This window comes from Nissabacter archeti (genome assembly GCF_018257325.1).
GTDB classification, from domain to species: Bacteria; Pseudomonadota; Gammaproteobacteria; order Enterobacterales; family Enterobacteriaceae; genus Chimaeribacter; species Chimaeribacter arupi.
Map to the genome: position 1 here is coordinate 247047 of NZ_JAERKB010000009.1, position 21937 is coordinate 268983.

Consider the following 21937-nt stretch of genomic DNA (forward strand, 5'->3'; position numbering starts at 1 on the left):
CTCCTCAGCGATGCCCGTAGACACGGGGTTGGGTGTAGTGGTCAATCAACGGCACGGTAATGTTGGCCAGCAGCACGGCAAAGGCCACGCCGTCCGGGTAGCCGCCATAGACACGGATCAGCCACACCAGCAGGCCAATCAGTGCGCCGAAAATCAGGCGGCCGCGCGGCGTGGTGGAGGCCGTTACCGGGTCGGTGGCGATAAAGAACGCGCCGAGCATCGTCGCACCGGAGAAGAGGTGGATCAGCGGCGAGGCGTTGAGCGCCGGGTTCACCAGCCACGCCAGCCCGCTGCAAAACGCCAGCATCAGCAGGAAGCTCACCGGGATATGCCAGTGGATCAGCCGGCGGCTGAGCAGCAGCAGGCCGCCCGCCAGGAAACCGAGGTTAATCCACTGCCAGCCCAGCCCGGCCAGGAAGCCGCTGTAGATCGGCTGGGCCAGCAACTGGGTATACTCATGCCCGGCACGCAGCCCGGTTTTGAAGCCGTCCAGCGGCGTGGCCTGGGTAACGCCGTCCACATTCATCTGTAACTGGTAGGCAGTGAGGCCCTCACTGCTGTGGCCGCTGAAGATGCTGAGCAGCGTGTCGTGCCAGCCCAGCGCGTGCGCCTGCAGGGTGTCCGGCGGCAGCCAGGTGGTCATCTGCACCGGGAAGGAGATCAGCAGCACCACGTACCCCACCATCGCCGGGTTGAACGGGTTCTGGCCGAGGCCGCCATACAGCCCCTTGGCGATCACGATGGCGAAGAAGGTGCCGAGCACAATCATCCACCACGGTGCCAGCGGCGGCAGGCTGATGCCGAGCAGCAGCGCGGTGAGCAGGGCGGAGTTATCACCCAGTTTTGCTTTCACGGACTGGCGGCGCAGCGCCACGATCGCCCCTTCAGCAATCAGCGCCGTGACCATGGCCAGCGCCACCTGCACCAGGTTGCCGGGGCCGAAAAAGTACCACTGCGCCGCCATGCCGGGGATGCAGGCCAGCATCACCCACAGCATGATGCTGCTGGTACGTTGCCGGTTATGGGTAAAAGGTGAACTTGCGATTCTGAAAGCCATTTATTCCTCGTTCGACATCGTTTCTTCGGCGGCCTTGCGCGCCTTAATCCGGGCAATCGCCGCAGCGACCGCCTCCTTGCGCGGGTCACTTTCTTGTTTTTCCGCCGCGCGGCCGGTGGGCTGTGTGCCGGCCTCCTGGCGCAACGGTTCAGGTGCGTGTTTGTTTAACGCACTGTTTTCGGTTACCGGGTTGTCTGACGCCTCCGCGGAGGCCGGTTCCGCTTGCGCGGCATCAACCGGTTCTGCCTGCGCGGCGCGTTTTGCCTTGGCACGGGCGACAGCGGCGGCCACCGCGGCTTTGCGTTTGTCGTCGGCGCTCAGCTCAGCTGAAGCGGCTTCTGCGGGTTCTGCCTCTGCCGGTGCAGCGTCAGCCGGTTCTGCCTGCGCGGCGCGTTTTGCCTTGGCACGGGCGACAGCGGCGGCCACCGCAGCTTTGCGTTTGTCGTCGTCGGTGGGCGTGGTCTGGCCGTCGGCATCCACCACCTCGGCGGTGCCGAAATCGGCATTTGCCTCGACCGCTTTTTTCGCTTTGGCACGGGCCACGGCCGCCGCGACTGCGGCTTTACGGGCATCATCCGCGCCGGTGTCCGGCGTGGCAGCCGCCGGGGCGGCGTCCGCTTCAGCGGCTTTACGGGCTTTAACGCGGGCGAGGGCGGCCGCGACGGCAGCTTTGCGCGGGTCGGCGTCATGGTGCTGTTCATCTTCAGACTGCGACGTCTGATCCACCGGGATCTCCGCCTCTATGGCGGCCCGGCGGGCGCGGCGCTCGGCACGTTCCGCCTCACGCACGGCCTCATCCAGCGGTTGCGCGGCTTTCTTCGCCGCGACCCGTGCCACTGCGGCCTGCACGTCATCATTCTGGCTGTCGTCGAGCCGCACGGCGGCCTGTTTATGACGTGCTTCACGGGCCAGTTTCTCCCGTTCCATCCGCGCCTGTTTGGCTTCGAAACGCGCTTTGGCGTCAGCCGCGCGCGCCGCTTCCTGATCCAGCTCGCGGATTTCCGCCTTCTCCTGCCGGTAGTACTGCACCAGCGGAATGTTGCTCGGGCAGACGTAGGCGCAGGCACCGCACTCAATGCAGTCAAACAGGTTGTAGTTGCGCGCCTTCTCATGCTCCTGGCCGCGGCTGAACCAGTAAAGCTGTTGCGGCAACAGACCGGCCGGGCAGGCATCAGCACACTGGCTGCACCGGATACAGGCCTCTTCCTCCTGCGGCTTGCCCATTTCGCTCTGCGACGGGGCCAGCAGACAGTTGGTGATTTTCACCGTCGGCACGTCGAGGTGCGGCAGGGTGAAGCCCATCAGCGGCCCGCCCATGATCACCAGTTGCTGATCGTGCGGGCGGAAACCGGCATCGTTCAGTAACAGCGACACCGGCGTGCCGATGCGCGCCCAGACGTTGCCGGGCTGGCCGACCGATTCACCGGTCAGCGTCACCACGCGCTCAATCAGCGGCTCACCGTGGACGATGGCACGGGTAATGGCGTACAGCGTGCCGACGTTCTGCATCAGCACACCGATCGACGAGGAGTGTTTGCCGTGCGGCACCTCCTGCCCGGTGAGGATGCGCGTCAGCTGTTTGGCACCGCCGGACGGGTATTTGGTCGGGATCACGCGCAGCTCAAGTTTCACGCCCGGCGTGGTGTCCTCTTTCAGCGCCCGCTTCAGCGCGGCAATCGCTTCCGGCTTGTTGTCCTCAATGCCGATGATCACCCGCTCCGGGCGCAGGATATGGCAGAGGATGCGGGTGCCGGTAATGATCGCCGGGGCGTGCTCCTGCATCAGCCGGTCATCGGCGGTGATGTAAGGTTCACATTCGGCAGCGTTGACGATCAGCGTTTTCACGCCGTGCCGGCCGCCCTGCAATTTGGTGGCGGTGGGGAAGCCCGCGCCGCCGAGACCGGCGACGCCCGCCTGGTGGATGCGTGCGATCAGGTCGTTGGCGCTCTGCTGGTGGTAATCCGCCACCGGCGACAGTTCACACCAGCGGTCTTCGCCGTCGGCATCCAGCACCACGCACAGCTCTTTCAGGCCGGAGGGGTGGGCGGTGATGCGCGGCTCAATGGCGCGCACGGTGCCGGAGGTCGGCGCGTGTACCGGCAATGTGCGCCCGCGCCCGGCGGTGAGCGGCTGGCCTTTCAGCACCGGGTCACCGGCACGCACCAACAGCTCACCCTCAGGGCCGAGGTGCTGTTGCAGCGGGATGATAAAGGTGTCGCTGAGCGGCGCAGTACGCAGCGGCGCGTGGCTTGACTGGGTTTTCATCTCCGGCGGATGGATACCGCCGGCGAAATCCCAGATCCTGTGTTTATTCAGGGCGTTGAGCAGGTTAAACATGCTGGCCCTCCGTAACGACGCGCACCGGGATGGTATTCAAATCCCATTTCCAGTTGGCGGTGGTGGTTTTTACCGGGATCATTTCAATACAGTCAGTTGGGCAGGGCGCGACGCAGAGGTCGCAGCCGGTACAGAGATCGGCCACCACGGTGTGAACGGCACGGGTCGCGCCGACGATCGCATCCACCGGGCAGGCCTGGATGCATTTGGTGCAGCCGATGCAGTTGCTCTCATCCACAAAGGCGACTTTGCGCACCGGATGCGTGACAGTGTCACCACCATCCAGCGGCTGTTGCTCGACGTTCAGCAGCTCTGCGATCTTCACCATTACCTGCTCGCCGCCGGGCGCACATTTATTGATTTTTTCGCCGTTGGCCACCGCCTCGGCATAGGGGCGGCAGCCGGGGTAACCGCACTGCCCGCACTGGCTCTGCGGCAGCAGGGCATCCACCTGCTCGGCCACCGGGTCTTCGTCCACTTTGAAACGGCGCGAGGCGTAACCCAGCACCAGCCCGAAAATCAACGCCAGCGGCGTCAGCGCCGCAATGGCAATCCATAACGCGCTCATCAGAATTTCACCAGACCGGTAAAGCCCATAAAGGCCAGCGACATCAGGCCGGCGGTGACCAGCGCAATCGACGACCCGCGGAACGGCGCAGGCACATCGGCCACTGCCAGGCGTTCACGGATGGCAGCGAACAGCACCATCACCAGCGAGAAACCGGCCGCGGCGGAAAAACCATACACGGCGGATTGCAGGAAGTTGTGCGATTCATTGATGTTCAGCAACGCCACGCCCAGCACCGCGCAGTTGGTGGTGATAAGCGGCAGGAAGATCCCCAGCAGGCGGTAGAGTGACGGGCTGGTTTTGCGTACCACCATTTCGGTGAACTGCACCACCACCGCGATCACCAGAATAAAGGAGAGCGTGCGCAGGTAAATCAGGTCGAGCGGCAACAGGATAAAGCTGTTGATCGCCCAGGCGCTGATGGAGGCCAGCGTCATCACGAAGGTGGTGGCGAGCCCCATGCCGATGGCGGTTTCCAGTTTTTTGGAGACCCCCATGAACGGGCACAGCCCAAGGAATTTCACCAGTACAAAGTTGTTTACCAGCACAGTGCCGACAAACAAGAGCAGGTATTCGGTCATTGCAATGCCTGAAAGTCTGAAGTCAAAAGAACCGCTGCCTGCCGCAGGGCCGCATCGGCGCGGGCAGGTGGCGGGGTTAGCCAATAAACGTCTGTTTTACCCGGCGGGAGCGGGAGAAATAGGGCACCAGCAGGGCCGCCGCCAGCAGCGGGGCCAGCAGGCTGCGCACCGCAAAATCATCCGGCACCGGCGCAAACGCAAAGCTTTTAATCGCCAGCAGCACCGTCACCAGCAGCCAGAAAATATAGAGCCGCGGCACGATGCGTTTACGCTGGGTGAATTGCCACAGTACCCAGGCGCTGAACAGCCACATCGCCAGCGCCGTCACCAGTGACAGATACCACGGCAACGCCATGCCGGTGGTGCCGAGGAGCCGGGCGCGCGAGTCACTGTGGGAGAGCGCCATCCCGTAGAGCGAAAGCGTCAGCGTGTTGCCCAGCAGCGTCATGATCAGATAGGCCAGCGGGGCCAGCAACCATCCGCCAATGCGCGGGGACTGTTGATTTAGCGACATAAAAAACCTTTGTGCAGGATGAAACAACGCGGGAGGCCCGCATTCAGCCGGCACATACTACCAGAGTGAAATTCCCCGGCTTATCAAGAATGTGTTGTAAAAGCCGATCGGCTTTAAGAAAAAAACAGGCGGATTGGGAAAGACCGGGGGGCAAAGGCCGGGCGGGAAACAGGCCGCGCTCAGCCGGGCCGCGCACGGGGCCGGCATCTTCACCCCTGCTGTTTCCGGATGCCGCCCGGCCGCCGGTATGCGGTGATTTTTCGGCAATCCGCTATGCTGGCATGTAGGGTTGATAACGTGGGAGTCAATAGCGATGTATGAGAAATATTTTACCCAGGAGGAGCTGACCCAACTGCCGCTCTCACAGGCTGATGAGGCACGCGATACCGAGTGGCGGGCATTGGTAAAAGAGGCGGAGTGGCTGCTGGAGAACCGCACCCTGCCGCAGGAACCGGCGGCGCGGCAACTGGCGCTGCGCTGGATGCTGGCGCTGGAGCGTGACACTGCCTGTAACCCCGATTTCCTTAACCGGCTCAACCAGATGCACGAGCAGGAACCGGAGGTGCGTGCGGCCATCGGCATGACGCCGGAGATCGAAGCCTTTATTACCCGCGCCTTTGCGGAGAATAAAATGCAGCTCCTGCGCCGTTACCTGAATGATGACGAATACGCCTTTCTCTATGAGAACTACCCGAAGCAGATGTCCGCCTGGCCGCCGCTTATCGCGGATATGCGCCGGGCGATGGAGCAGGGCATCGCCCCGGAGTCGGCCGACGCGCGCCCGCTGGCCCAGCGCTGGATGGCGCTGTTTTGTGCCTATGCAGGCAATGACCCGCAAACCCATGCCAAAATCCGCCTGGCGATGGAGGAGCAGCCGGAACTCTCCCAGGGCACCTGGCTGGATGAGCCGTTACTGCAGTGGTTGCGGCAGGCGGTGGCCCACCTGAACCGGCACGCCTGACGCCGCATTCGCCCCCGCGCCGGGCCAACCTGGTGCGGGAATATCCTTTCCGGCGGCGGTTTTTGCGCCACGCTTGCCCGCCTTTCTTCTGTTTTCCGGCTAACAATTGTCATATCCCGCCTGCCTGCCGCATAACTGATGATCCCCCTTAATCATTCAGGTGTACCGTATTACCCCATATTGTTCACTGCTTTTAATCTGATAAAAAAACCTGGCCGTTATTTTCCCGGCCAATACCGGCAGCCCGCCGCGCCTATTTCCCACCCCCCCGTAAAAGAATGAGAAATAAAGGGCGCTAATGCCCTGTTTTTACCTTCCTCCCTGCCCGTTAATGGGCGCATCAATGAGAACCGCGAGGCTTTTTTATTTCGCTGTCACACCTCATTCACCCTCATGCCGCAGCTCATAGAGGTCAATGAGAGAAAATGAAACAGGTGAACTTTATCACTTACCCCGCTGATGTTATGCCTTTAATGAATCGCAGGGAGTGGGATGACATTGAAATAAAGGATGTATTAATTAACGGAGGTTTTACCATGAACGAAAATATCCGAGATAACCCGCAAGCCCGGCCGGAAAAAACAGAGCAAGCGGGAGAGGCAGTGACGGTGGCGGCAGGTGCCGCGCCGGGCCTTCAGCAGGATGCCGATGCACGGCCGGCAGCCCTGCGTTTCCTGAGCAGCCACTTTCTTTACCTGTATGCACTGTGCGTCACGTTGCTGACGTTTCTGTTTTTGTTCATGGCCTGTTTCTCGCCGTCCGTCAATATTGACCAGCGCGAAAACATGATTAATACCGTGACCGGTTTTCTTTTGGGGGTCGCGCTGTCGGCCATTATCCAATATTTCTTTGGATCAAGCCTGAGCAGCAAACTCAAGGAGGAATCAGGGGGGATACAATACAGGGGGCAGGGAAAATAACCCCTTTTATACAGGGATCATCCCGGCTGTAAAAATAACAGGTTTTGTGCGCTCATGCCGCGTCAGGGAATGCGGGAGGGGGCAGGGCGCACGCCCTTTTATTTCATAACGTGCTGTTGGTCATTAATGCGTAACGAGATGCTTTTATTTCTGCGGCTAACTCCGCCAGGCCGCATTTACTCCACATTAAGAAGAGGTACATTATGTTCTATTTCCGAGCCAACCAAGTGAAATTGACCAGTAATGGGTCAACCCGGACCCTGTTTAACTGGCGCAAAGATCTGTCGGACGTGAAATTAATCAGCTTTGTGACCACCAGCCAATCTATTTTACCCGACATTGACACCTGGCTGGACAGTAATGATCCGGCCCAGAAAACCGCGCTGCTGGCCCGCGCGGTGCAGAGCGTCAGCTCCTCGCAGATCCTGACTACCGTGGAAAATGTGAAGGACAACGCCCGCCTGACCTTCGGCACCACCGGTTACAACCTGTTCCAGAGTGACAAAATTCCGGAAGACGTCAACTGGTGCCTGATGGCGATCAAAAGCAATAAGGACACCCGTGAACTGGGGTCGGTGTTTTCATCGATCGCTGACCATGCGGAGTTCCATAACTTCGCCACGTCGCTCGGCTCGCTGGTGGCCACTGCCGCCAACCCGGCCTTCCGGGCCGGGGTGGAGATCACCAAGTTTGTCACGGAGGTGATGTCCCAGCGGTTGCAGGATGAGGACGACGAGCAACTGGGCCTGCTCTACCTCTCCCTGAATCGCAAACAACACTACCCCTACGGTGAGCGCAAAGAGAATGCCGTCACTGACCTGACCGGGAACATGCTGGTGGATTACTCGATCTTTGGGGTGGAAGAGGGGGCGGCCCAGCAGAGCGCCCAGAACGCCGCCCCGCAGAACGGCAGTGAACCGGCACCGTCAGAACTGGCAAAACAGACCGTTGAGGCGGGGCTGGCGGCTGCGGCGGCGGCGGCCCGGCAGACCTTGGCGGAGAAAGCCTCTGCGGCGGCCACCGTACCGGACCAACCGGCTGACGTGCTGGCAAAACGGGCAAAAGCCTTCCTGAAAGAGCGCGAAAGCGGCGTGCTGGATCAGGCACGGCAGATCATGGCCGGGATCGCGGGCGCGGCGGCGTCTGCGGCCGGTGACGCCGCCGGCCAGGCACTGACTGACCTCACCACCCAACTGGGCGCGGCGGCCCTCAAGGCGATTACCGGCAACGCGCCGCCGGTGGGCACCCCGGTGCAGGGCATCGCACCGGTGTCGGCGATCCCTGACCAGCCCGCTGACGTGCTGGCAGGGGGCACCGGCACCAGCCAGGCCGCCACCCAGCCCACTGGCGGCAGCGGTACGGAGCCGCAGGACGGCACCACCAGCGGTGACCCCGGCGCGTCCGGCGCACCGGGCGCACCGATCGCCAACGTCACCCAGAAAACGGTGGTTGAGGCGGGCAGCGCCCCGGTGGGGGATGTCCTGCCTGCCGGCACCGAGCCTGCGCCCGGCGTGCCCCCGAGCGGCAAGGAAGTGATCGGTGACACCCCACCGGATCGCGTCCCGCCTGCGGGCCAGGATCCGGCCACAGGCGGGGCACCGGCCCCTGACAGCGCCGCCCAGCCTGCGGCCGCCCCGGCCGACCAGCCGGCGGCTGACGCGGGCAGCAGCGCCATCCCGGACCAGCCGGCGGATGTGCTGGCCGCCGGTACCGGCACCGATAACGCCGCCACCCAGCCGAGCGGCGGCAGCGGCACCGAGCCGCAGGACGGCACCAGCAGCGGTGACCCGCGCACAAACATGCCCCTTGGTAACATCACGGAGAAACAGATGATCGAAATTAAGGCCGCGGCAGCCCCGTCGGGAGATGTGCAGCCGGTTGGGAAAGAGGTGCCTGATCCGGGCGGTAAAGAAGTGATTGCCGAAACCCCGCCCGAACACTTACCGCCTGCCGGTCAGGATCAGCCTGCGGCTGCCCCGGCTGCCGCACCGGCCGGCCAGCCGGCGGCGGATGCGGGCAGCAGTGCCATCCCGGACCAGCCGGCAGATGCGCTGGCTGCCGGTACCGGTACCGATAACGCCGCGACCCAGCCGAGCGGCGGCAGCGGCACCGAGCCGCAGGACGGCACCACCAGCGGCGATACCGGCGGGGCGATTTCCGCCAGTACACCCACCAGCGGGGAAACTCAGGCGGTCACTGAGGCGGCGGCATCCGCTGCACCGGTAGACGGGGTGCAGACGGCGCAGCAGGATGGCCCGACTGAAGCAGGGGAGTACTCCCCGGACGCGGTGGCCAGCGGTAAAGAGGTGATCGCCGAAACCCCGGCCGACGCGGTGCCTGCGGCCGGCCAGGATCAGGCTGCCCCGGCAGGGGGTGAGGCAGCGCCTGCGGCCCCCCAGCCCGCCGCCGCAGACAGCAGCGCGGCAGCGGCCCAACCCGCCGATGCGGCTACCGGGAGCGCTGCCACCCAGCCCACCGGCGGCAGCGGCACCGAGCCGCAGGATGGCACGGCCAGCGGCGATTCAGCCGGCGGCCAGGACACCGCCGGGAGCGCGGCTATCCCGGACCAACCGGCCGAGGCGCTGGCCGCGGGGCAAACGGTGACACCGGCCGCCGGGATTATTGTGCAGTCAGAGGACGGCAGCACGGTTGACGGCAGCCAGCCCGCCGCAGAGGCGGCAGCGGCAGAACCGGTAATCAATGGGAGCAGTGCCCAGCCGGCAGCGGCACCCGCTGTACCGGAGTCGGCAACGCAGGCGGCAACGGAGACGGCAGCGGCGGAACCGGCCGGCAGCGACGGTGACGCAGACGACATCGGTTTCCAGGAAATCGTTGTTGGTTCCGCGCCCGATGCCGCCGCGCCCGCCGGAGGGCAGCCCGCTGAGGCAGGTCAGGCAGTGGATCCGGGCAGCGATCCGGCGGCTGGGGATGCGCAAAAAACGCAGAAATAGTGGTGAGCAGAAATGACAAGAGTGGGCCGGGGCCCACTCTTTTTTTACTGATTTTTTGTATCCCTGTTTGCTGTCTCAGCCGCTGACCTCCGCGGCCGGGCAGGCTTATTTGGCGCAGATCTTGTAGTAGACCTCATTCCAGCGCAGCGCGTCCTTGAAGGCCGGCAGCGTGGTCTGGTTGTCAATCACCAGCAGTTCGATATTGTGCATCTCTGCGTACAGGCGCATATGCTCCAGGTTCAGCGCCTGGCTGAACACCGTGTGGTGTGCGCCGCCGCCGAGGATCCAGGCTTCCGCCGCGGTCGGCAGGTCCGGCTGGGCTTTCCAGATGGCGCGCGCCACCGGCAGTTTCGGCAGCGGGTGCGGCTGCTCCACGGTATCGACCACGTTGACCAGCAGGCGGAAACGGTCACCCATGTCGATCACGCTGGCGTTCAGCGCCGGGCCGGCCGGGGTGGAGAAGATCAGGCGCGCCGGGTCCGCTTTGCCGCCGATGCCGAGGTACTGGGCATCGAGGGTCGGTTTCTGCTCTTTGGCGATGCTCGGGCAGACTTCCAGCATGTGCGAGCCGACCACCAGATCGTTGCCGCTCTGGAAGTTGTAGGTGTAATCCTCCATAAAGGAGGTGCCGCCTTCCAGCCCGCTGGCCATCACTTTCATGATGCGCAGCAGCGCGGCGGTTTTCCAGTCACCTTCGCCGCCGAAGCCGTAACCTTTCTGCATCAGGCGCTGTACCGCCAGGCCCGGCAACTGCTGCATCCCCCACAGGTTTTCGAAGTTGGTGGTAAAGGCACGGAAGTTGCCCTGTTCCAGGAAGCGGGTCATGCCCAGCTCAATGCGCGCCGCGTCCAGCAGGTTTTCCCGTTTGTCGCCGGTGGATTTCACCGCGTCGGTGAGCGTGTAGCTCGCCTCATACTCCTCGATCAGCGTATCGACATCGCCTTTGCTGACTTCATTGATCACACTGACCAAATCGCCGATGCCGTAGGCGCTGACGCTGTAGCCGAACTGGATCTGTGCGCCGACTTTGTCCCCTTCGGTCACGGCCACTTCACGCATGTTGTCGCCGAAGCGCGCCACTTTCAGCTGCTGGCTCTCCTGGCGGGCGGCGGCCACGCGCATCCACTGGGCGATGCGGCGGTGGGATTCGCCGTCCTGCCAGTGCCCGGCGATCACGCTGTGCTGCTGGCGCATCCGCGCGCCGATGAAACCGAACTCACGGCCGCCGTGCGCGGTCTGGTTCAGGTTCATAAAGTCCATGTCCATGGTTTCCCACGGTACCTGGGCGTTGAACTGGGTATGGAACTGCAACAGCGGCTTGTTGAGGATGCTCAGCCCGGCGATCCACATCTTGGCCGGGGAGAAAGTGTGCAGCCAGGTGATGATGCCGATACAGTCGTTCTGGTAGTTGGCGTCGCGGCAGATGGCGGTGATCTCATCCGGCGAGGTGCCGAGCGGTTTAAGCACCAGTTTCACCGGCAGGCCGGCCTCTTTGTTCAGGCTGTTGACCACCTGCTCGGCGTTCTCCTTGACCTGGCGCAGGGTTTCCGGCCCATACAGGTGCTGGGTGCCGATCACAAACCATACTTCTTGCTGTTTAAATGCGTCCATTTGCAACTCCTGACAAAAAAGGGGGGCGGGTGACGGGCACCCGCCGGAAAAATTAGGCAAGGGGTTCCGCCACCGGGGCGGCAGGCTGGGCCGGGGCGTGGGCGAAACGCGGCTCGGCGGCGGCGCACCACTGCTGGTAACGCTCATACAGGCGCTGGAACTCCGCGACCCGCACCGGGTCGGGTTGCAGCGTGCGTTCGATGGCGCAGGCCATCTGCTGCTGGGCGTCCGGCACGCTGGCGTACTCGCCGGCGGCTACCGCGGCAAAGATCGCCGCACCCAGCGCACAGCATTGGTCAGAGGCGACAATCTGTAGCGGGCGGTTCATCACATCGGCGCACACCTGCATGATCACCGGGGATTTGCGGGCGATGCCGCCCAGCGTCAGCACGTTTTCCACCGGGATGCCCTGCTGCTCGAAGCACTCCATGATGGCGCGCGCGCCGAAGGCCGTGGCCGCGATAAAGCCGCCGAACAGTGCCGGGGCCTCGGTGCCGAGGTTCAGGTCAGTGATCACACCTTTCAGGCGCTGGTTGGCATTCGGGGTGCGGCGGCCGTTGAACCAGTCCAGCACCAGCGGCAGCGTCTCCAGCGACGGGTCCTCCGCCCAGGCACGGGTCAGGGACGGCAGCAGATCCGCTTCAATCTGTTTCAGCTGCGGGGCCAGCGCCGGGTTGGCGGCGGCGGCCTGTTTCAGCGGCCAGCTCAGCAGGCGGCTGAACCAGGCGTACATGTCGCCGAAGGCGGATTGCCCGGCCTCCATGCCGATCATCTCCGGCACCACGCTGCCGTCCACCTGGCCGCAAATCCCGGCGATGGCGCGGTCGTTGACGCGCTCTGCATCCGCCAGCAGGATGTCGCAGGTGGAGGTGCCGATCACCTTCACCAGCGTATAGGGTTGCGCCCCGGCGCCCACGGCGCCCATGTGGCAGTCAAACGCGCCGCCGGAGAGCACCACGCTCTGCGGCAGGCCGAGGCGTTCTGCCCATTCGGCGCTCAGGGTGCCGACCGGCACCTCCGCGGTAAAGGTGTCGGTGAACAGCGGGTAGGGCAGGTTCTCCACCAGGCACGGGTCGAGCGCTTCAAAGAAGTCACGCGGCGGCAGGCCATCCCACGACGGGTGCCACAGCATTTTGTGGCCGGCACTGCAACGCCCGCGCAGCAGGTCGCCCGGCGCGGTTTTCCCGGCCAGCAGCGCCGGTACCCAGTCGCACAGCTCCACCCAGGAGGCGGCGGCGTCACGCACGGCGGCATCCTGGCGGGAAACATGCAGGATCTTGGCCCAGAACCACTCAGAGGAGTAGACGCCGCCGATGTAACGGGTGTAATCCGGGAAGCGGCCGCTGCGGCACAGGCGGTTGATCTCTTCGGCTTCTTCAATCGCCGTGTGGTCTTTCCACAACACGAACATGGCGTTCGGGTTGTCAGCAAATTCAGGGCGCAGCGCCAGCACGCGGCCTTCGGCATCCACCGGGGCGGGCGTCGAGCCGGTGGAATCCACGCCGATGCCGACCACCGCCGCGCGTTGTTCTGCACTTAAGCGGTTGACCACGTTGCGAAGAGCCTGCTCCATCGCCTCGATATAGTCGAGCGGGTGGTGGCGGAACTGGTTGTGCGCCGGGCGGCAGTAGCGGCCCTCCTGCCAGCGTGGGTAGTACACGACATCCGTCTCGAGTTCAGTGCCCCGTTGGCAATCCACTGCCAGCGCGCGTACCGAATCGCTGCCGAAATCAAGGCCGATAGCAATGGCACCTTGCGTCATTCTGGGTACTCCTTTGGTTCTCAGGGTAAGTGCTGACTACCATAGGAGCGTGGGGGTGCGCAGGGTGAGGAGCCGCTTGCTGCAAGTATGCACTTTCCTGCTTCTTTGAATGTTTCTGTGATGTCAGTCAAAAGTTAATGGTTGGCTAAATTTGCTATATCTATGCACTTTCCTGCTGTAATCCCCAGATGTGATAGCGCTCTACATTTTGCGTCTTGATTCCCGTTAAAACTTACCCCGTCTTACAGAGGGTGTGCGGCCGCAATGCGCCTGAACCGGGCACTCACGGCAAGCCCACCCCGTTTTACCTCTACTGATAGCGTTTTCACACCGCCCGTTGCACCGGGTGAACAACACCAATAAGACCGGAGAGCATCATGCATAAATTCACTAAGGGACTCGCTGCCGTCGCGCTGGCTGCGGTTATGTCACATTCAGCTATCGCCGAAACCATGAAACTCGGTTTCCTGGTCAAGCAGCCCGAGGAGCCGTGGTTCCAGACGGAGTGGAAGTTCGCTGATAAAGCGGGCAAAGATCTCGGCTTTGATGTGATCAAGATTGCGGTGCCGGACGGCGAGAAAACGCTGAACGCCATTGACAGCCTGGCCGCCAGCGGCGCGAAAGGGTTTGTCATCTGCACGCCGGACCCGAAACTTGGCTCGGCCATCATGGCGAAGGCGCGCAGCTATGACCTGAAAGTGATCGCGGTGGATGACCAGTTCGTGACTGCCAAAGGCAAACCGATGGAAACCGTGCCGCTGGTGATGATGGCCGCCACCAAGATTGGCGAACGCCAGGGGCAGGAGCTGTATAAAGAGATGCAGAAGCGCGGCTGGAACGCGGCTGAAACCGGCGTGATGGCCATCACCGCCGACGAGCTGGACACCGCCCGCCGCCGCACCACCGGCTCAATGGACGCGCTGAAAGCCGCCGGGTTCCCGGAAAAACAGATCTACAAAATCCCGACCAAATCCAATGACATCCCCGGCGCGTTTGATGCCGCCAACTCGCTGCTGGTGCAGCACCCGGAAGTGAAAAACTGGCTGATCATCGGCATGAATGACAACACCGTGCTGGGCGGCGTGCGCGCCACCGAAGGCCAGGGCTTCAAAGCGCCGAACGTGATCGGCATCGGCATCAACGGCGTGGACGCGGTCAGCGAACTCTCCAAAGCGCAGGCCACCGGCTTCTACGGCTCACTGCTGCCAAGCCCGGACATCCACGGCTACAAGAGCATCCAGATGCTGCATGACTGGGTAGAAAAAGGCGCTGAACCGGCCAAATTCACCGAAGTCACCGACGTGGTGCTGATCACCCGTGACAACTTCAAACCGGAATTGCAGAAGAAAGGGCTGATGTGATCCTGCGGCGGCCGTCACGGCCGCCGTTTCCCGCACCCGAACCTGTTCCTGTTACCCATGAGGTCAATGCCATGACAACGCAGTCGCCCTACCTGGAGTTTTGCGCCATCGGCAAGCAATTTCCGGGCGTGAAAGCGCTGGACGACATCAGCTTCCACTGCCGCGCCGGTGAGATCCACGCCCTGATGGGCGAAAACGGCGCCGGTAAATCCACGCTGCTGAAGATCCTCAGCGGCAACTACACCCCGACCAGCGGCGAAATCCGCCTGAAAGGGCAACCGGTCGCCTTCAGCTCCACCACCGACGCGCTGAACGCCGGGGTCGCCATCATCTACCAGGAACTGCACCTGGTGCCGGAGATGACGGTGGCGGAGAACATCTACCTCGGCCAGTTGCCGCAAAAGCGCGGGCTGGTGAACAAAAAGCTGCTGCGTTATGAGGCGGAGTTGCAGCTGAAACACCTGGGGCTGGAGATTGACCCGGACACCCCGCTGAAATACCTCTCCATCGGCCAGTGGCAGATGGTGGAGATCGCCAAGGCGCTGGCGCGCAACGCCAAAGTGATCGCCTTTGACGAACCGACCAGCTCGCTCTCCGCCCGCGAGATTGAGCAGCTGTTCCGCGTGATCCGTGAATTGCGCGCCGAAGGGCGGGTGATTTTGTATGTGTCGCACCGCATGGAGGAGATCTTTGCGCTGAGCGACGCCATCACCGTGTTCAAAGACGGGCGCTATGTGCGCACCTTTGACGACATGGCGCAGGTGGACAACGAAAAACTGGTGCAGGCGATGGTGGGGCGTGACCTCGGTGACGTCTACGGTTACTCGCCGCGCCCGCACGGCGCGGTGCGCCTGAAAGTCGATAACGTGAAAGCGCCCGGCGTCCGGACGCCCATCTCGCTCGAGGTGCGCGCCGGGGAGATTGTCGGCCTATTCGGGCTGGTGGGGGCCGGGCGCAGTGAGCTGATGAAAGGGCTGTTTGGCGGCACGCGCATCACCGGCGGCCAGCTTTCGCTCGACGGCCAACCGCTCACCATCCGCTCGCCGATTGACGCCATCCGCGCCGGGATCATGCTCTGCCCGGAAGACCGCAAAGCGGACGGCATCATCCCGGTGCATTCGGTGCGTGAAAACATCAACATCAGCGCCCGGCGCAAAACCCTGACCGCCGGTTGCCTGATCAACAACGGCTGGGAGAGTGCCAACGCGGACAAGCATATCCGTGGGCTGAACATCAAAACGCCGACCGCCCACCAGCTGATCATGAACCTCTCCGGCGGCAACCAGCAAAAGGCGATTTTAGGCCGCTGGCTGTCGGAAGAGATGAAAGTGATCATGCTCGATGAGCCGACGCGCGGCATTGATGTCGGGGCCAAACATGAGATTTACCACGTGATCTATGAGCTGGCGAAGCAGGGCATTGCCGTGCTGTTCGCCTCCAGCGATCTGCCGGAGGTGCTGGGCCTGGCCGACCGGATCCTGGTGATGCGGGAAGGCGCGCTCTCCGGCGAGCTGACCCACGACGAGGCCACCGAAGAGAAAGCGCTCAGCCTGGCGATGCTGCGCACCCCTGATATTGCCCCCGATGCCGCTGCGGCGGTTGCCTGATTGAGGAATGCATGATGTCCAGTGTTACCACGCCTGCTATGAAAACAAAAAGTCTCAAGCCGGAAAATGGCCCGGTAAAAGCCCGTGGCCTTGGCCTCTCCCGCGTCTGGGACAGCTACGGCATGTTGGTGGTGTTTGCCGTGCTGTTTATTGCCTGTGCGGTGTTTGTGCCGAACTTTGCCTCGTTCATCAACATGAAAGGGCTGGGGCTGGCGATTTCGATGTCCGGGATGGTGGCGTGCGGGATGCTGTTCTGCCTCGCCTCCGGGGACTTTGACCTCTCCGTCGCCTCCGTCATCGCCTGCGCCGGGGTCACCGCGGCAGTGGTGATTAACCTGACGGAAAACCTCTGGATCGGCGTTGCCGCCGGGATGGGGCTGGGCCTGATCTCCGGGCTGGTCAACGGCTTTGTCATCGCCAAACTGAAGATCAATGCGCTGATCACCACGCTCGCCACCATGCAGATTGTGCGCGGGCTGGCCTACATCATCTCTGACGGCAAAGCGGTCGGCATTGAGGATGAGCGCTTCTTCGCGCTGGGCTACACCAACTGGTTCGGCCTGCCGGCACCGATCTGGATAACCGTCGGCTGTTTGATCCTGTTCGGGTTCCTGCTGAATAAAACCACCTTTGGCCGCAACACGCTGGCGATCGGCGGCAACGAGGAAGCCGCCAGGCTGGCCGGGGTACCGGTGGTGCGCACCAAAATCATCATCTTTATCCTCTCCGGGCTGGTATCCGCCGCGGCAGGCATCATCCTCGCCTCGCGCATGACCAGCGGCCAGCCGATGACCTCTATCGGTTATGAGCTGATCGTGATCTCCGCCTGCGTGCTGGGCGGCGTGTCGCTGAAGGGCGGCATCGGCAAAATCTCCTACGTGATTGCCGGTATCCTGATCCTCGGCACGGTGGAAAACGCCATGAACCTGCTGAATATTTCGCCGTTCTCGCAGTATGTGGTGCGCGGCGCCATCCTGCTGGCAGCGGTGATTTTTGACCGCTACAAACAAGCGGCCAAGCGCACGGTTTGATGCTGCAAAGGTGAACAAACCCGCATCTTGTTCACAATTTCATAACCTTATCGGGCGGCAGGCTTGTCGCCCGGTAGACTTGTCTGCACTCTGCTAAGTTAACGCGTTGATGTTGGAGGCTCAGATGTATCACCGCATGATCCAGGAACCGCAACCAAACCCGCTGCTGCCGGGGTATAACTTCAATGCTTATTTAGTCGCCGGGCTGACGCCGATCATGGCCGAAGGCCCGCTTGATTTCTTTGTTGACCGGCCGGGCGGCATGAAAGGTTACATCCTTAACCTGACCATCAAAGGGCAGGGCAAAGTGTTTGACGGCGAACAGACCTTCTATTGCAACCCCGGTGACCTGCTGCTGTTCCCGCCGAAAGCCTCACACCATTATGGCCGTTCCGCCAACAGCGACTGCTGGTACCACCGCTGGGTCTATTTCCGCCCGCGCGCCTACTGGGCCGACTGGCTGGAGTGGCGCAGCAAAACCAATGACGTCGGGCGGCTCACGCTGCCGGACAACACCCTGCTGCTGGAGTTCGACCGGCTGTTTGCCAACATTGAGCAGACCCAGCGCTCCGGCCGCCGCTTCTCCGAGGAGCTGGGCATGAACCTGCTGGAGCGCCTGCTGCTGCGGGCGATGGAAGAGGATCCGCAAAGCCCGCAGAAAATCCTCGACCCGCGGGTGATTGAAGCCTGCCAGTTCATCACCGGCAACCTGGCGGGGGAGTTGCGGATTGATGAGGTGGCGCGCCACGTCTGTTTGTCACCGTCACGGCTGGCGCACCTGTTCCGCGAGCAGGTCGGCATCAATATCCTGCGCTGGCGGGAAGACCAGCGGGTGATCCGCGCCAAGCTGCTGTTGCAGACCACCCAGGAGTCGATCGCCACCATCGGCCGCGTGGTGGGCTACGACGACCAGCTCTACTTCTCCCGCGTGTTCCGCAAGCGGGTCGGCGTCAGCCCCAGTGATTTCCGCCGCCGCAGCACCGAGATTAACTACCCGGCACGCCCCTACCGGGAACGCCCGTGGCCGGAACAGGAGGTCGCCGGTTACCGCTATTAACCGTTGCTGATGTTAAAATCAGTTAACAATTAATTTACTCTTGTTCTGCCGCCTGTCATGGTGTCAAATCGTGACAGGTTACTGTTCAAGAGGATGTGAAATGGCTGAAAAAATTCGTGTCGGGCTGGTGGGTTACGGCTATGCCAGTAAAACCTTCCATGCGCCATTGCTGGCGGGAACGCCGGGCCTGGAGCTGGCGGCGGTCTCCAGCAGTGACGCCGGGAAGGTCGCGGCGGACTGGCCTTCGCTGAAGGTGGTAAAAGACCCGCAGGCCCTGTTTGATGACCCCACTATCGATCTGGTGGTGATCCCCACCCCAAATGAAACCCACTTCCCGCTGGCGCAGGCGGCACTGACCGCCGGTAAACATGTGGTGGTGGACAAACCCTTTACCGTGACGCTGGCGCAGGCGCGCGAGCTGGAGAAACTGGCGGGCCTTACCGGCAAGGTGCTGTCGGTGTTCCATAACCGCCGCTGGGACAGCGACTTCCTGACGCTGAAATCGCTGATCGGCGAAGGCAGCCTCGGCGACATCGTCTATTTTGAATCCCACTTTGACCGCTACCGCCCGGAAGTCCGCAACCGCTGGCGCGAAGGCGGCGGCCCCGGCAGCGGCATCTGGTTTGATCTCGGCCCGCACCTGATTGACCAGGCGCTGCAACTGTTCGGCATGCCGGACAGCCTCTACGTTGACCTCGGTATGCTGCGCCCCAACGCCCGCGCCGTGGACTACTTCCACGCCATCCTCAGCTACCGTAACCTGCGCGTGGTGCTGCACAGCACCGTGTACGCCGCGGCCGAAACCCCGCGCTTCACCGTGCAGGGCACCGCGGGCAGCTACGTGAAATTTGGCCTCGACCCGCAGGAAGATCGCCTGAAAGCGGGTGAGCGCCTGCCGCAGGAGGATTGGGGCTATGACATGCGTGACGGCGTGCTGACGCTGGCGCATGACGGCATCATGGCGGAAAAGTCCGTGCTGACGCTGCCGGGCAACTACCCGGCCTACTATGCGCAGGTGCGTGACGCCATCAATGGGCAGGGCAATAACCCGGTCACCGCCGCGGACGCGATCCGGGTGATGGAGCTGATTGAGCTGGGGCTGGAGTCGGCCGGCCAGAAACGCGCCTTGCCGGTCAGGGCGTAATCATGATGCAGGTGCCGGTACGCCGGTGCCTGTTTTTTTTGGGGCTGTGTGCGTTAAAGCGCGTTAATTTACGATGGAAGGGAATGTGTCATGTCCTGGTTGCAACGTCTGCGGGTAGACACCTTTTTGCTGGTTCTGGTGGCGGTAGTGATCATCGCCTCCCTGTTCCCGTGTGAAGGCAACACCAAACTCTTTTTTGAATACCTGACCACCGCAGCGATTGCGCTGCTGTTCTTTATGCACGGCGCGAAGCTGTCACGCGAGGCGATTATCGCCGGGATGGGCCACTGGCGGCTGCACCTGGTGGTGTTCCTCAGCACCTTTGCCCTGTTCCCGCTGCTGGGGCTGGCGATGAAAGCGCTGGTGCCGGCGGGCATCCTGACGCCGACCGTTTACCTCGGCTTCCTGTACCTCTGTGCGCTGCCTGCCACCGTGCAGTCGGCCATTGCCTTTACCTCGGTGGCGGGCGGGAACGTCGCGGCGGCGATTTGCAGCGCCTCTGCCTCCAGCATCCTCGGCGTGTTCCTGTCGCCGCTGCTGGTCGGCGCGCTGATGCAGACCCAGGACGGCGGCAACAGCCCGGACATCCTGCACGCCATTGAGTCGATCATCCTGCAACTGATGGTGCCGTTTGTGGTGGGCCACCTGTCGCGCCCGTTGATCGCCAACTGGGTGCAGCGCCACAAAAAGCTGGTGAACATCACTGACCGCTCCTCGATCCTGCTGGTGGTCTACACCGCGTTCAGTGCGGCGGTGGTGGAAGGGATCTGGCAGCAGATTGACGGCTGGTCACTGCTGTCGATTCTGGTGATGTCGCTGGTGCTGCTGGCGATTGTGCTGGTGATCAACACCTGGGCCGCGCGGCTGCTGAAGTTCAGCACGGCCGATGAGATAACCATTGTGTTCTGCGGCTCCAAGAAAAGCCTGGCGAACGGCATCCCGATGGCCAACGTGCTGTTCCCGGTGGCGGCGGTCGGCGCGATGGTGCTGCCGCTGATGATTTTCCACCAGGTGCAGCTGATGGTCTGTTCGGTGCTGGCCGCCCGCTATGCGCGCCGTACCGCGGCAGAGCAGGCTGCCGCCGCCCCGGCACCGGCGGTGAAAAGCCCGGCGCGCCGTTAACCCCTTTCTCCCGGCGGGGGCCTTTCCCGCCATGTTCATGCCAGAAAGAGGCTGAACCAGACCCTCCTTTGTGGTTGGGCCGGGCTGGCGATGCCGGGCAACCGGAGCCGGGGGAGAGGCCAGCGCGGCTATCCTCCGGCCGGCGGCTAAATATCGAGGTCCACCCACAGGGCGGCATGGTCAGACCCGGCGTTGATCGGCTCTTTGATCTCCGGGTAGGCCTCCCATTTCACCGGGCGGACGCCGGGCCACATGCCTTTGCGCAGCACGCCGCCCGCTTTCACCTTATCCCACAGTGCCGGTGACAGCAGGATATAGTCGAGCTTATTATCCGCGTTGCAGTTGCCCCAGGTGCCGGGATAGCCGCCCTGATCGAACGCCGGGTGGGTGAAGGCGTCACGCAGATCCGTCTCTTTCAGCAACGGGGCCAGCGGGTCACTCTCCGGCGTGTCGTTGAAATCCCCGACAATCGCGATCAGCGGGTGGCCTTCGCCGATCCGCTGCTGGTAAATCGCCTTGATCCGCTCTGCCTGCCGGCGTCGGCGGGCATCTGAACTGCCTTTGCTGCCGTAACCTTTACTTTTCAGGTGGTTGACCAGCACCCACAGCGTTTCGCCGGAGGCCAGCGGGATGCTGTATTCCGGGCAGTCACGCGAGAAGACCAGCGCCTCGCCGTCGCGGTCATCCACGTGGCTGCGCATCTCGCCGATCGGGTAGTCCGGGCCGGTCATCAGCCCGACATCAATGCCGCGTGTGTCGTTGCCGTCGATCACCATCACATGGCGGAACGGCTCACCGCCCATCGCCCTCACGATCTCCTGGTTAAACGCTGCCAGCGACGGGCGGCTCTCCGCCTCAATCACCGCCAGGATGTCGGTTTGCAGGTCAATCATCACTTTGGCGGTGACGCGCATCGCAATTTCATCCACCGGCTCCTCGATAAGCTCCAGCGAGCCGACCCAGTCCGCACGCCCCCCGGCCGTGATCTCCAGGCCCCCGGCCCGCGGGCGTTTCAGCAACGCGCCGTGGTTGCGCCGCAGAATCACAAACGGGCCGGTGTCTGAACGCTCCAGCCCCAGATCCTTCATCAGCGACACCATTTTTTTCTTCATCGCGTCGGTGTAGGTGATCTCGCCCAGCAGCTCATTCAGGGCGGCGAATTTCTCCAGCACCGGCTTGCCTTTGCTCCAGCCGGTCTGGTCCATGACCGCGGCGCGGTCGAACAGGTTTTCCACGTTATACGATGCAAGACGCATAGCCTTCTCCTGTGTTGCGCTGCTTTCAGCGTAGTCAGGGCAGGCGGTTTTACCAGCAGGGGGAGGCGGAATCAGAAAAGGGCGGGCAGGGGCGCAG

At 62.8% G+C, this 21937-nt stretch carries 17 protein-coding genes; 9 read left to right on the forward strand and 8 right to left on the reverse strand.

Annotation, left to right across the window (positions count from 1 at the left end):
• Window positions 1-4: 4 nt before the first annotated feature.
• The 5 genes from rsxD to JK232_RS14945 all read right to left on the reverse strand — a co-directional run bounded on the left by rsxD (window position 5) and on the right by JK232_RS14945 (window position 5057).
• Window positions 5-1057 carry an electron transport complex subunit RsxD gene (gene rsxD / locus JK232_RS14925; RefSeq protein ID WP_101828671.1) on the reverse strand — a complete coding sequence of 351 codons (1053 nt, stop codon included), beginning with the start codon at window positions 1055-1057 and terminating at the stop codon, window positions 5-7.
• Window positions 1058-3394 carry an electron transport complex subunit RsxC gene (gene rsxC, locus JK232_RS14930; protein WP_212589346.1) on the reverse strand — a complete coding sequence of 779 codons (2337 nt, stop codon included), beginning with the start codon at window positions 3392-3394 and terminating at the stop codon, window positions 1058-1060.
• Window positions 3387-3962 carry an electron transport complex subunit RsxB gene (rsxB, locus tag JK232_RS14935; protein WP_072933082.1) on the reverse strand — a complete coding sequence of 192 codons (576 nt, stop codon included), beginning with the start codon at window positions 3960-3962 and terminating at the stop codon, window positions 3387-3389. The genes rsxC and rsxB overlap by 8 nt, the downstream gene beginning before the upstream one ends.
• On the reverse strand, window positions 3962-4543 hold the full coding sequence (gene rsxA, locus JK232_RS14940) for an electron transport complex subunit RsxA (protein ID WP_072933084.1): 582 nt from the start codon (window positions 4541-4543) through the stop codon (window positions 3962-3964). Before rsxA ends, rsxB begins: the two co-directional genes overlap by 1 nt.
• A gap of 76 nt (window positions 4544-4619) precedes the next feature.
• Window positions 4620-5057, reverse strand: coding sequence for a DUF2569 domain-containing protein (locus JK232_RS14945; protein WP_072933086.1), 438 nt, complete (start codon window positions 5055-5057; stop codon window positions 4620-4622).
• A 313-nt stretch (window positions 5058-5370) separates the two neighbouring features.
• Here JK232_RS14945 and JK232_RS14950 point away from each other — a divergent pair, with 313 nt between their 5' ends.
• The 3 genes from JK232_RS14950 (at window position 5371) to JK232_RS14960 (ending at window position 9889) form a co-directional block, all read left to right on the forward strand.
• Window positions 5371-6018: a TipAS antibiotic-recognition domain-containing protein gene (locus JK232_RS14950; protein WP_101833693.1), complete on the forward strand. Its 648-nt coding sequence runs from the start codon at window positions 5371-5373 to the stop codon at window positions 6016-6018.
• A gap of 425 nt (window positions 6019-6443) precedes the next feature.
• The gene (locus JK232_RS14955) at window positions 6444-6938 is read left to right on the forward strand and encodes a hypothetical protein (RefSeq protein WP_212589347.1); all 495 of its coding nucleotides are present in this window, start codon (window positions 6444-6446) and stop codon (window positions 6936-6938) included.
• 203 nt (window positions 6939-7141) lie between these two features.
• On the forward strand, window positions 7142-9889 hold the full coding sequence (locus tag JK232_RS14960; RefSeq protein ID WP_212589348.1) for a hypothetical protein: 2748 nt from the start codon (window positions 7142-7144) through the stop codon (window positions 9887-9889).
• A 105-nt stretch (window positions 9890-9994) separates the two neighbouring features.
• Here the strand turns inward: JK232_RS14960 and araA are convergent, their stop codons facing one another.
• Together araA and JK232_RS14970 are read right to left on the reverse strand one after the other, a co-directional pair.
• Complete coding sequence (gene araA, locus JK232_RS14965) at window positions 9995-11500, reverse strand: L-arabinose isomerase (RefSeq protein ID WP_072933549.1); 1506 nt, start codon at window positions 11498-11500, stop codon at window positions 9995-9997.
• 52 nt (window positions 11501-11552) lie between these two features.
• A complete protein-coding gene (locus JK232_RS14970; protein ID WP_072933551.1) occupies window positions 11553-13262 on the reverse strand; it encodes a ribulokinase in 1710 nt (569 codons plus the stop codon).
• A 377-nt stretch (window positions 13263-13639) separates the two neighbouring features.
• Between JK232_RS14970 and JK232_RS14975 the strand changes: the two genes are divergently transcribed.
• From JK232_RS14975 to JK232_RS15000, 6 genes are all read left to right on the forward strand, one after another.
• A complete protein-coding gene (locus JK232_RS14975; protein ID WP_072933553.1) occupies window positions 13640-14623 on the forward strand; it encodes an arabinose ABC transporter substrate-binding protein in 984 nt (327 codons plus the stop codon).
• A 71-nt stretch (window positions 14624-14694) separates the two neighbouring features.
• Window positions 14695-16230: an L-arabinose ABC transporter ATP-binding protein AraG gene (araG, locus tag JK232_RS14980; RefSeq protein ID WP_072933555.1), complete on the forward strand. Its 1536-nt coding sequence runs from the start codon at window positions 14695-14697 to the stop codon at window positions 16228-16230.
• Between the two features lie 14 nt (window positions 16231-16244).
• On the forward strand, window positions 16245-17261 hold the full coding sequence (gene araH, locus JK232_RS14985) for an L-arabinose ABC transporter permease AraH (protein WP_072933556.1): 1017 nt from the start codon (window positions 16245-16247) through the stop codon (window positions 17259-17261).
• Window positions 17262-17385: 124 nt separating this feature from the next.
• The gene (araC, locus tag JK232_RS14990; RefSeq protein WP_072933558.1) at window positions 17386-18318 is read left to right on the forward strand and encodes an arabinose operon transcriptional regulator AraC; all 933 of its coding nucleotides are present in this window, start codon (window positions 17386-17388) and stop codon (window positions 18316-18318) included.
• Between the two features lie 100 nt (window positions 18319-18418).
• Window positions 18419-19462, forward strand: a complete 1044-nt coding sequence (locus tag JK232_RS14995) for an oxidoreductase (RefSeq protein WP_072933559.1) — start codon at window positions 18419-18421, stop codon at window positions 19460-19462.
• 90 nt (window positions 19463-19552) lie between these two features.
• Window positions 19553-20584, forward strand: coding sequence for a bile acid:sodium symporter family protein (locus JK232_RS15000; protein WP_072933560.1), 1032 nt, complete (start codon window positions 19553-19555; stop codon window positions 20582-20584).
• A 146-nt stretch (window positions 20585-20730) separates the two neighbouring features.
• On the opposite strand, the gene JK232_RS15005 is transcribed toward JK232_RS15000, so the two are convergent.
• Window positions 20731-21840: an endonuclease/exonuclease/phosphatase family protein gene (locus JK232_RS15005; RefSeq protein ID WP_072933562.1), complete on the reverse strand. Its 1110-nt coding sequence runs from the start codon at window positions 21838-21840 to the stop codon at window positions 20731-20733.
• Between the last annotated feature and the right edge of the window lie 97 nt (window positions 21841-21937).

What these genes read in the sequence shown, in the direction of transcription:
- rsxD (WP_101828671.1), bottom strand. Translation starts at nt 1,057, where the DNA reads ATGGCTTTCAGAATCGCAAGTTCACCTTTTACCCATAACCGGCAACGT.
- rsxC (WP_212589346.1), bottom strand. Translation starts at nt 3,394, where the DNA reads ATGTTTAACCTGCTCAACGCCCTGAATAAACACAGGATCTGGGATTTC.
- rsxB (WP_072933082.1), bottom strand. Translation starts at nt 3,962, where the DNA reads ATGAGCGCGTTATGGATTGCCATTGCGGCGCTGACGCCGCTGGCGTTG.
- rsxA (WP_072933084.1), bottom strand. Translation starts at nt 4,543, where the DNA reads ATGACCGAATACCTGCTCTTGTTTGTCGGCACTGTGCTGGTAAACAAC.
- JK232_RS14945 (WP_072933086.1), bottom strand. Translation starts at nt 5,057, where the DNA reads ATGTCGCTAAATCAACAGTCCCCGCGCATTGGCGGATGGTTGCTGGCC.
- JK232_RS14950 (WP_101833693.1), top strand. Translation starts at nt 5,371, where the DNA reads ATGTATGAGAAATATTTTACCCAGGAGGAGCTGACCCAACTGCCGCTC.
- JK232_RS14955 (WP_212589347.1), top strand. Translation starts at nt 6,444, where the DNA reads ATGAAACAGGTGAACTTTATCACTTACCCCGCTGATGTTATGCCTTTA.
- JK232_RS14960 (WP_212589348.1), top strand. Translation starts at nt 7,142, where the DNA reads ATGTTCTATTTCCGAGCCAACCAAGTGAAATTGACCAGTAATGGGTCA.
- araA (WP_072933549.1), bottom strand. Translation starts at nt 11,500, where the DNA reads ATGGACGCATTTAAACAGCAAGAAGTATGGTTTGTGATCGGCACCCAG.
- JK232_RS14970 (WP_072933551.1), bottom strand. Translation starts at nt 13,262, where the DNA reads ATGACGCAAGGTGCCATTGCTATCGGCCTTGATTTCGGCAGCGATTCG.
- JK232_RS14975 (WP_072933553.1), top strand. Translation starts at nt 13,640, where the DNA reads ATGCATAAATTCACTAAGGGACTCGCTGCCGTCGCGCTGGCTGCGGTT.
- araG (WP_072933555.1), top strand. Translation starts at nt 14,695, where the DNA reads ATGACAACGCAGTCGCCCTACCTGGAGTTTTGCGCCATCGGCAAGCAA.
- araH (WP_072933556.1), top strand. Translation starts at nt 16,245, where the DNA reads ATGTCCAGTGTTACCACGCCTGCTATGAAAACAAAAAGTCTCAAGCCG.
- araC (WP_072933558.1), top strand. Translation starts at nt 17,386, where the DNA reads ATGTATCACCGCATGATCCAGGAACCGCAACCAAACCCGCTGCTGCCG.
- JK232_RS14995 (WP_072933559.1), top strand. Translation starts at nt 18,419, where the DNA reads ATGGCTGAAAAAATTCGTGTCGGGCTGGTGGGTTACGGCTATGCCAGT.
- JK232_RS15000 (WP_072933560.1), top strand. Translation starts at nt 19,553, where the DNA reads ATGTCCTGGTTGCAACGTCTGCGGGTAGACACCTTTTTGCTGGTTCTG.
- JK232_RS15005 (WP_072933562.1), bottom strand. Translation starts at nt 21,840, where the DNA reads ATGCGTCTTGCATCGTATAACGTGGAAAACCTGTTCGACCGCGCCGCG.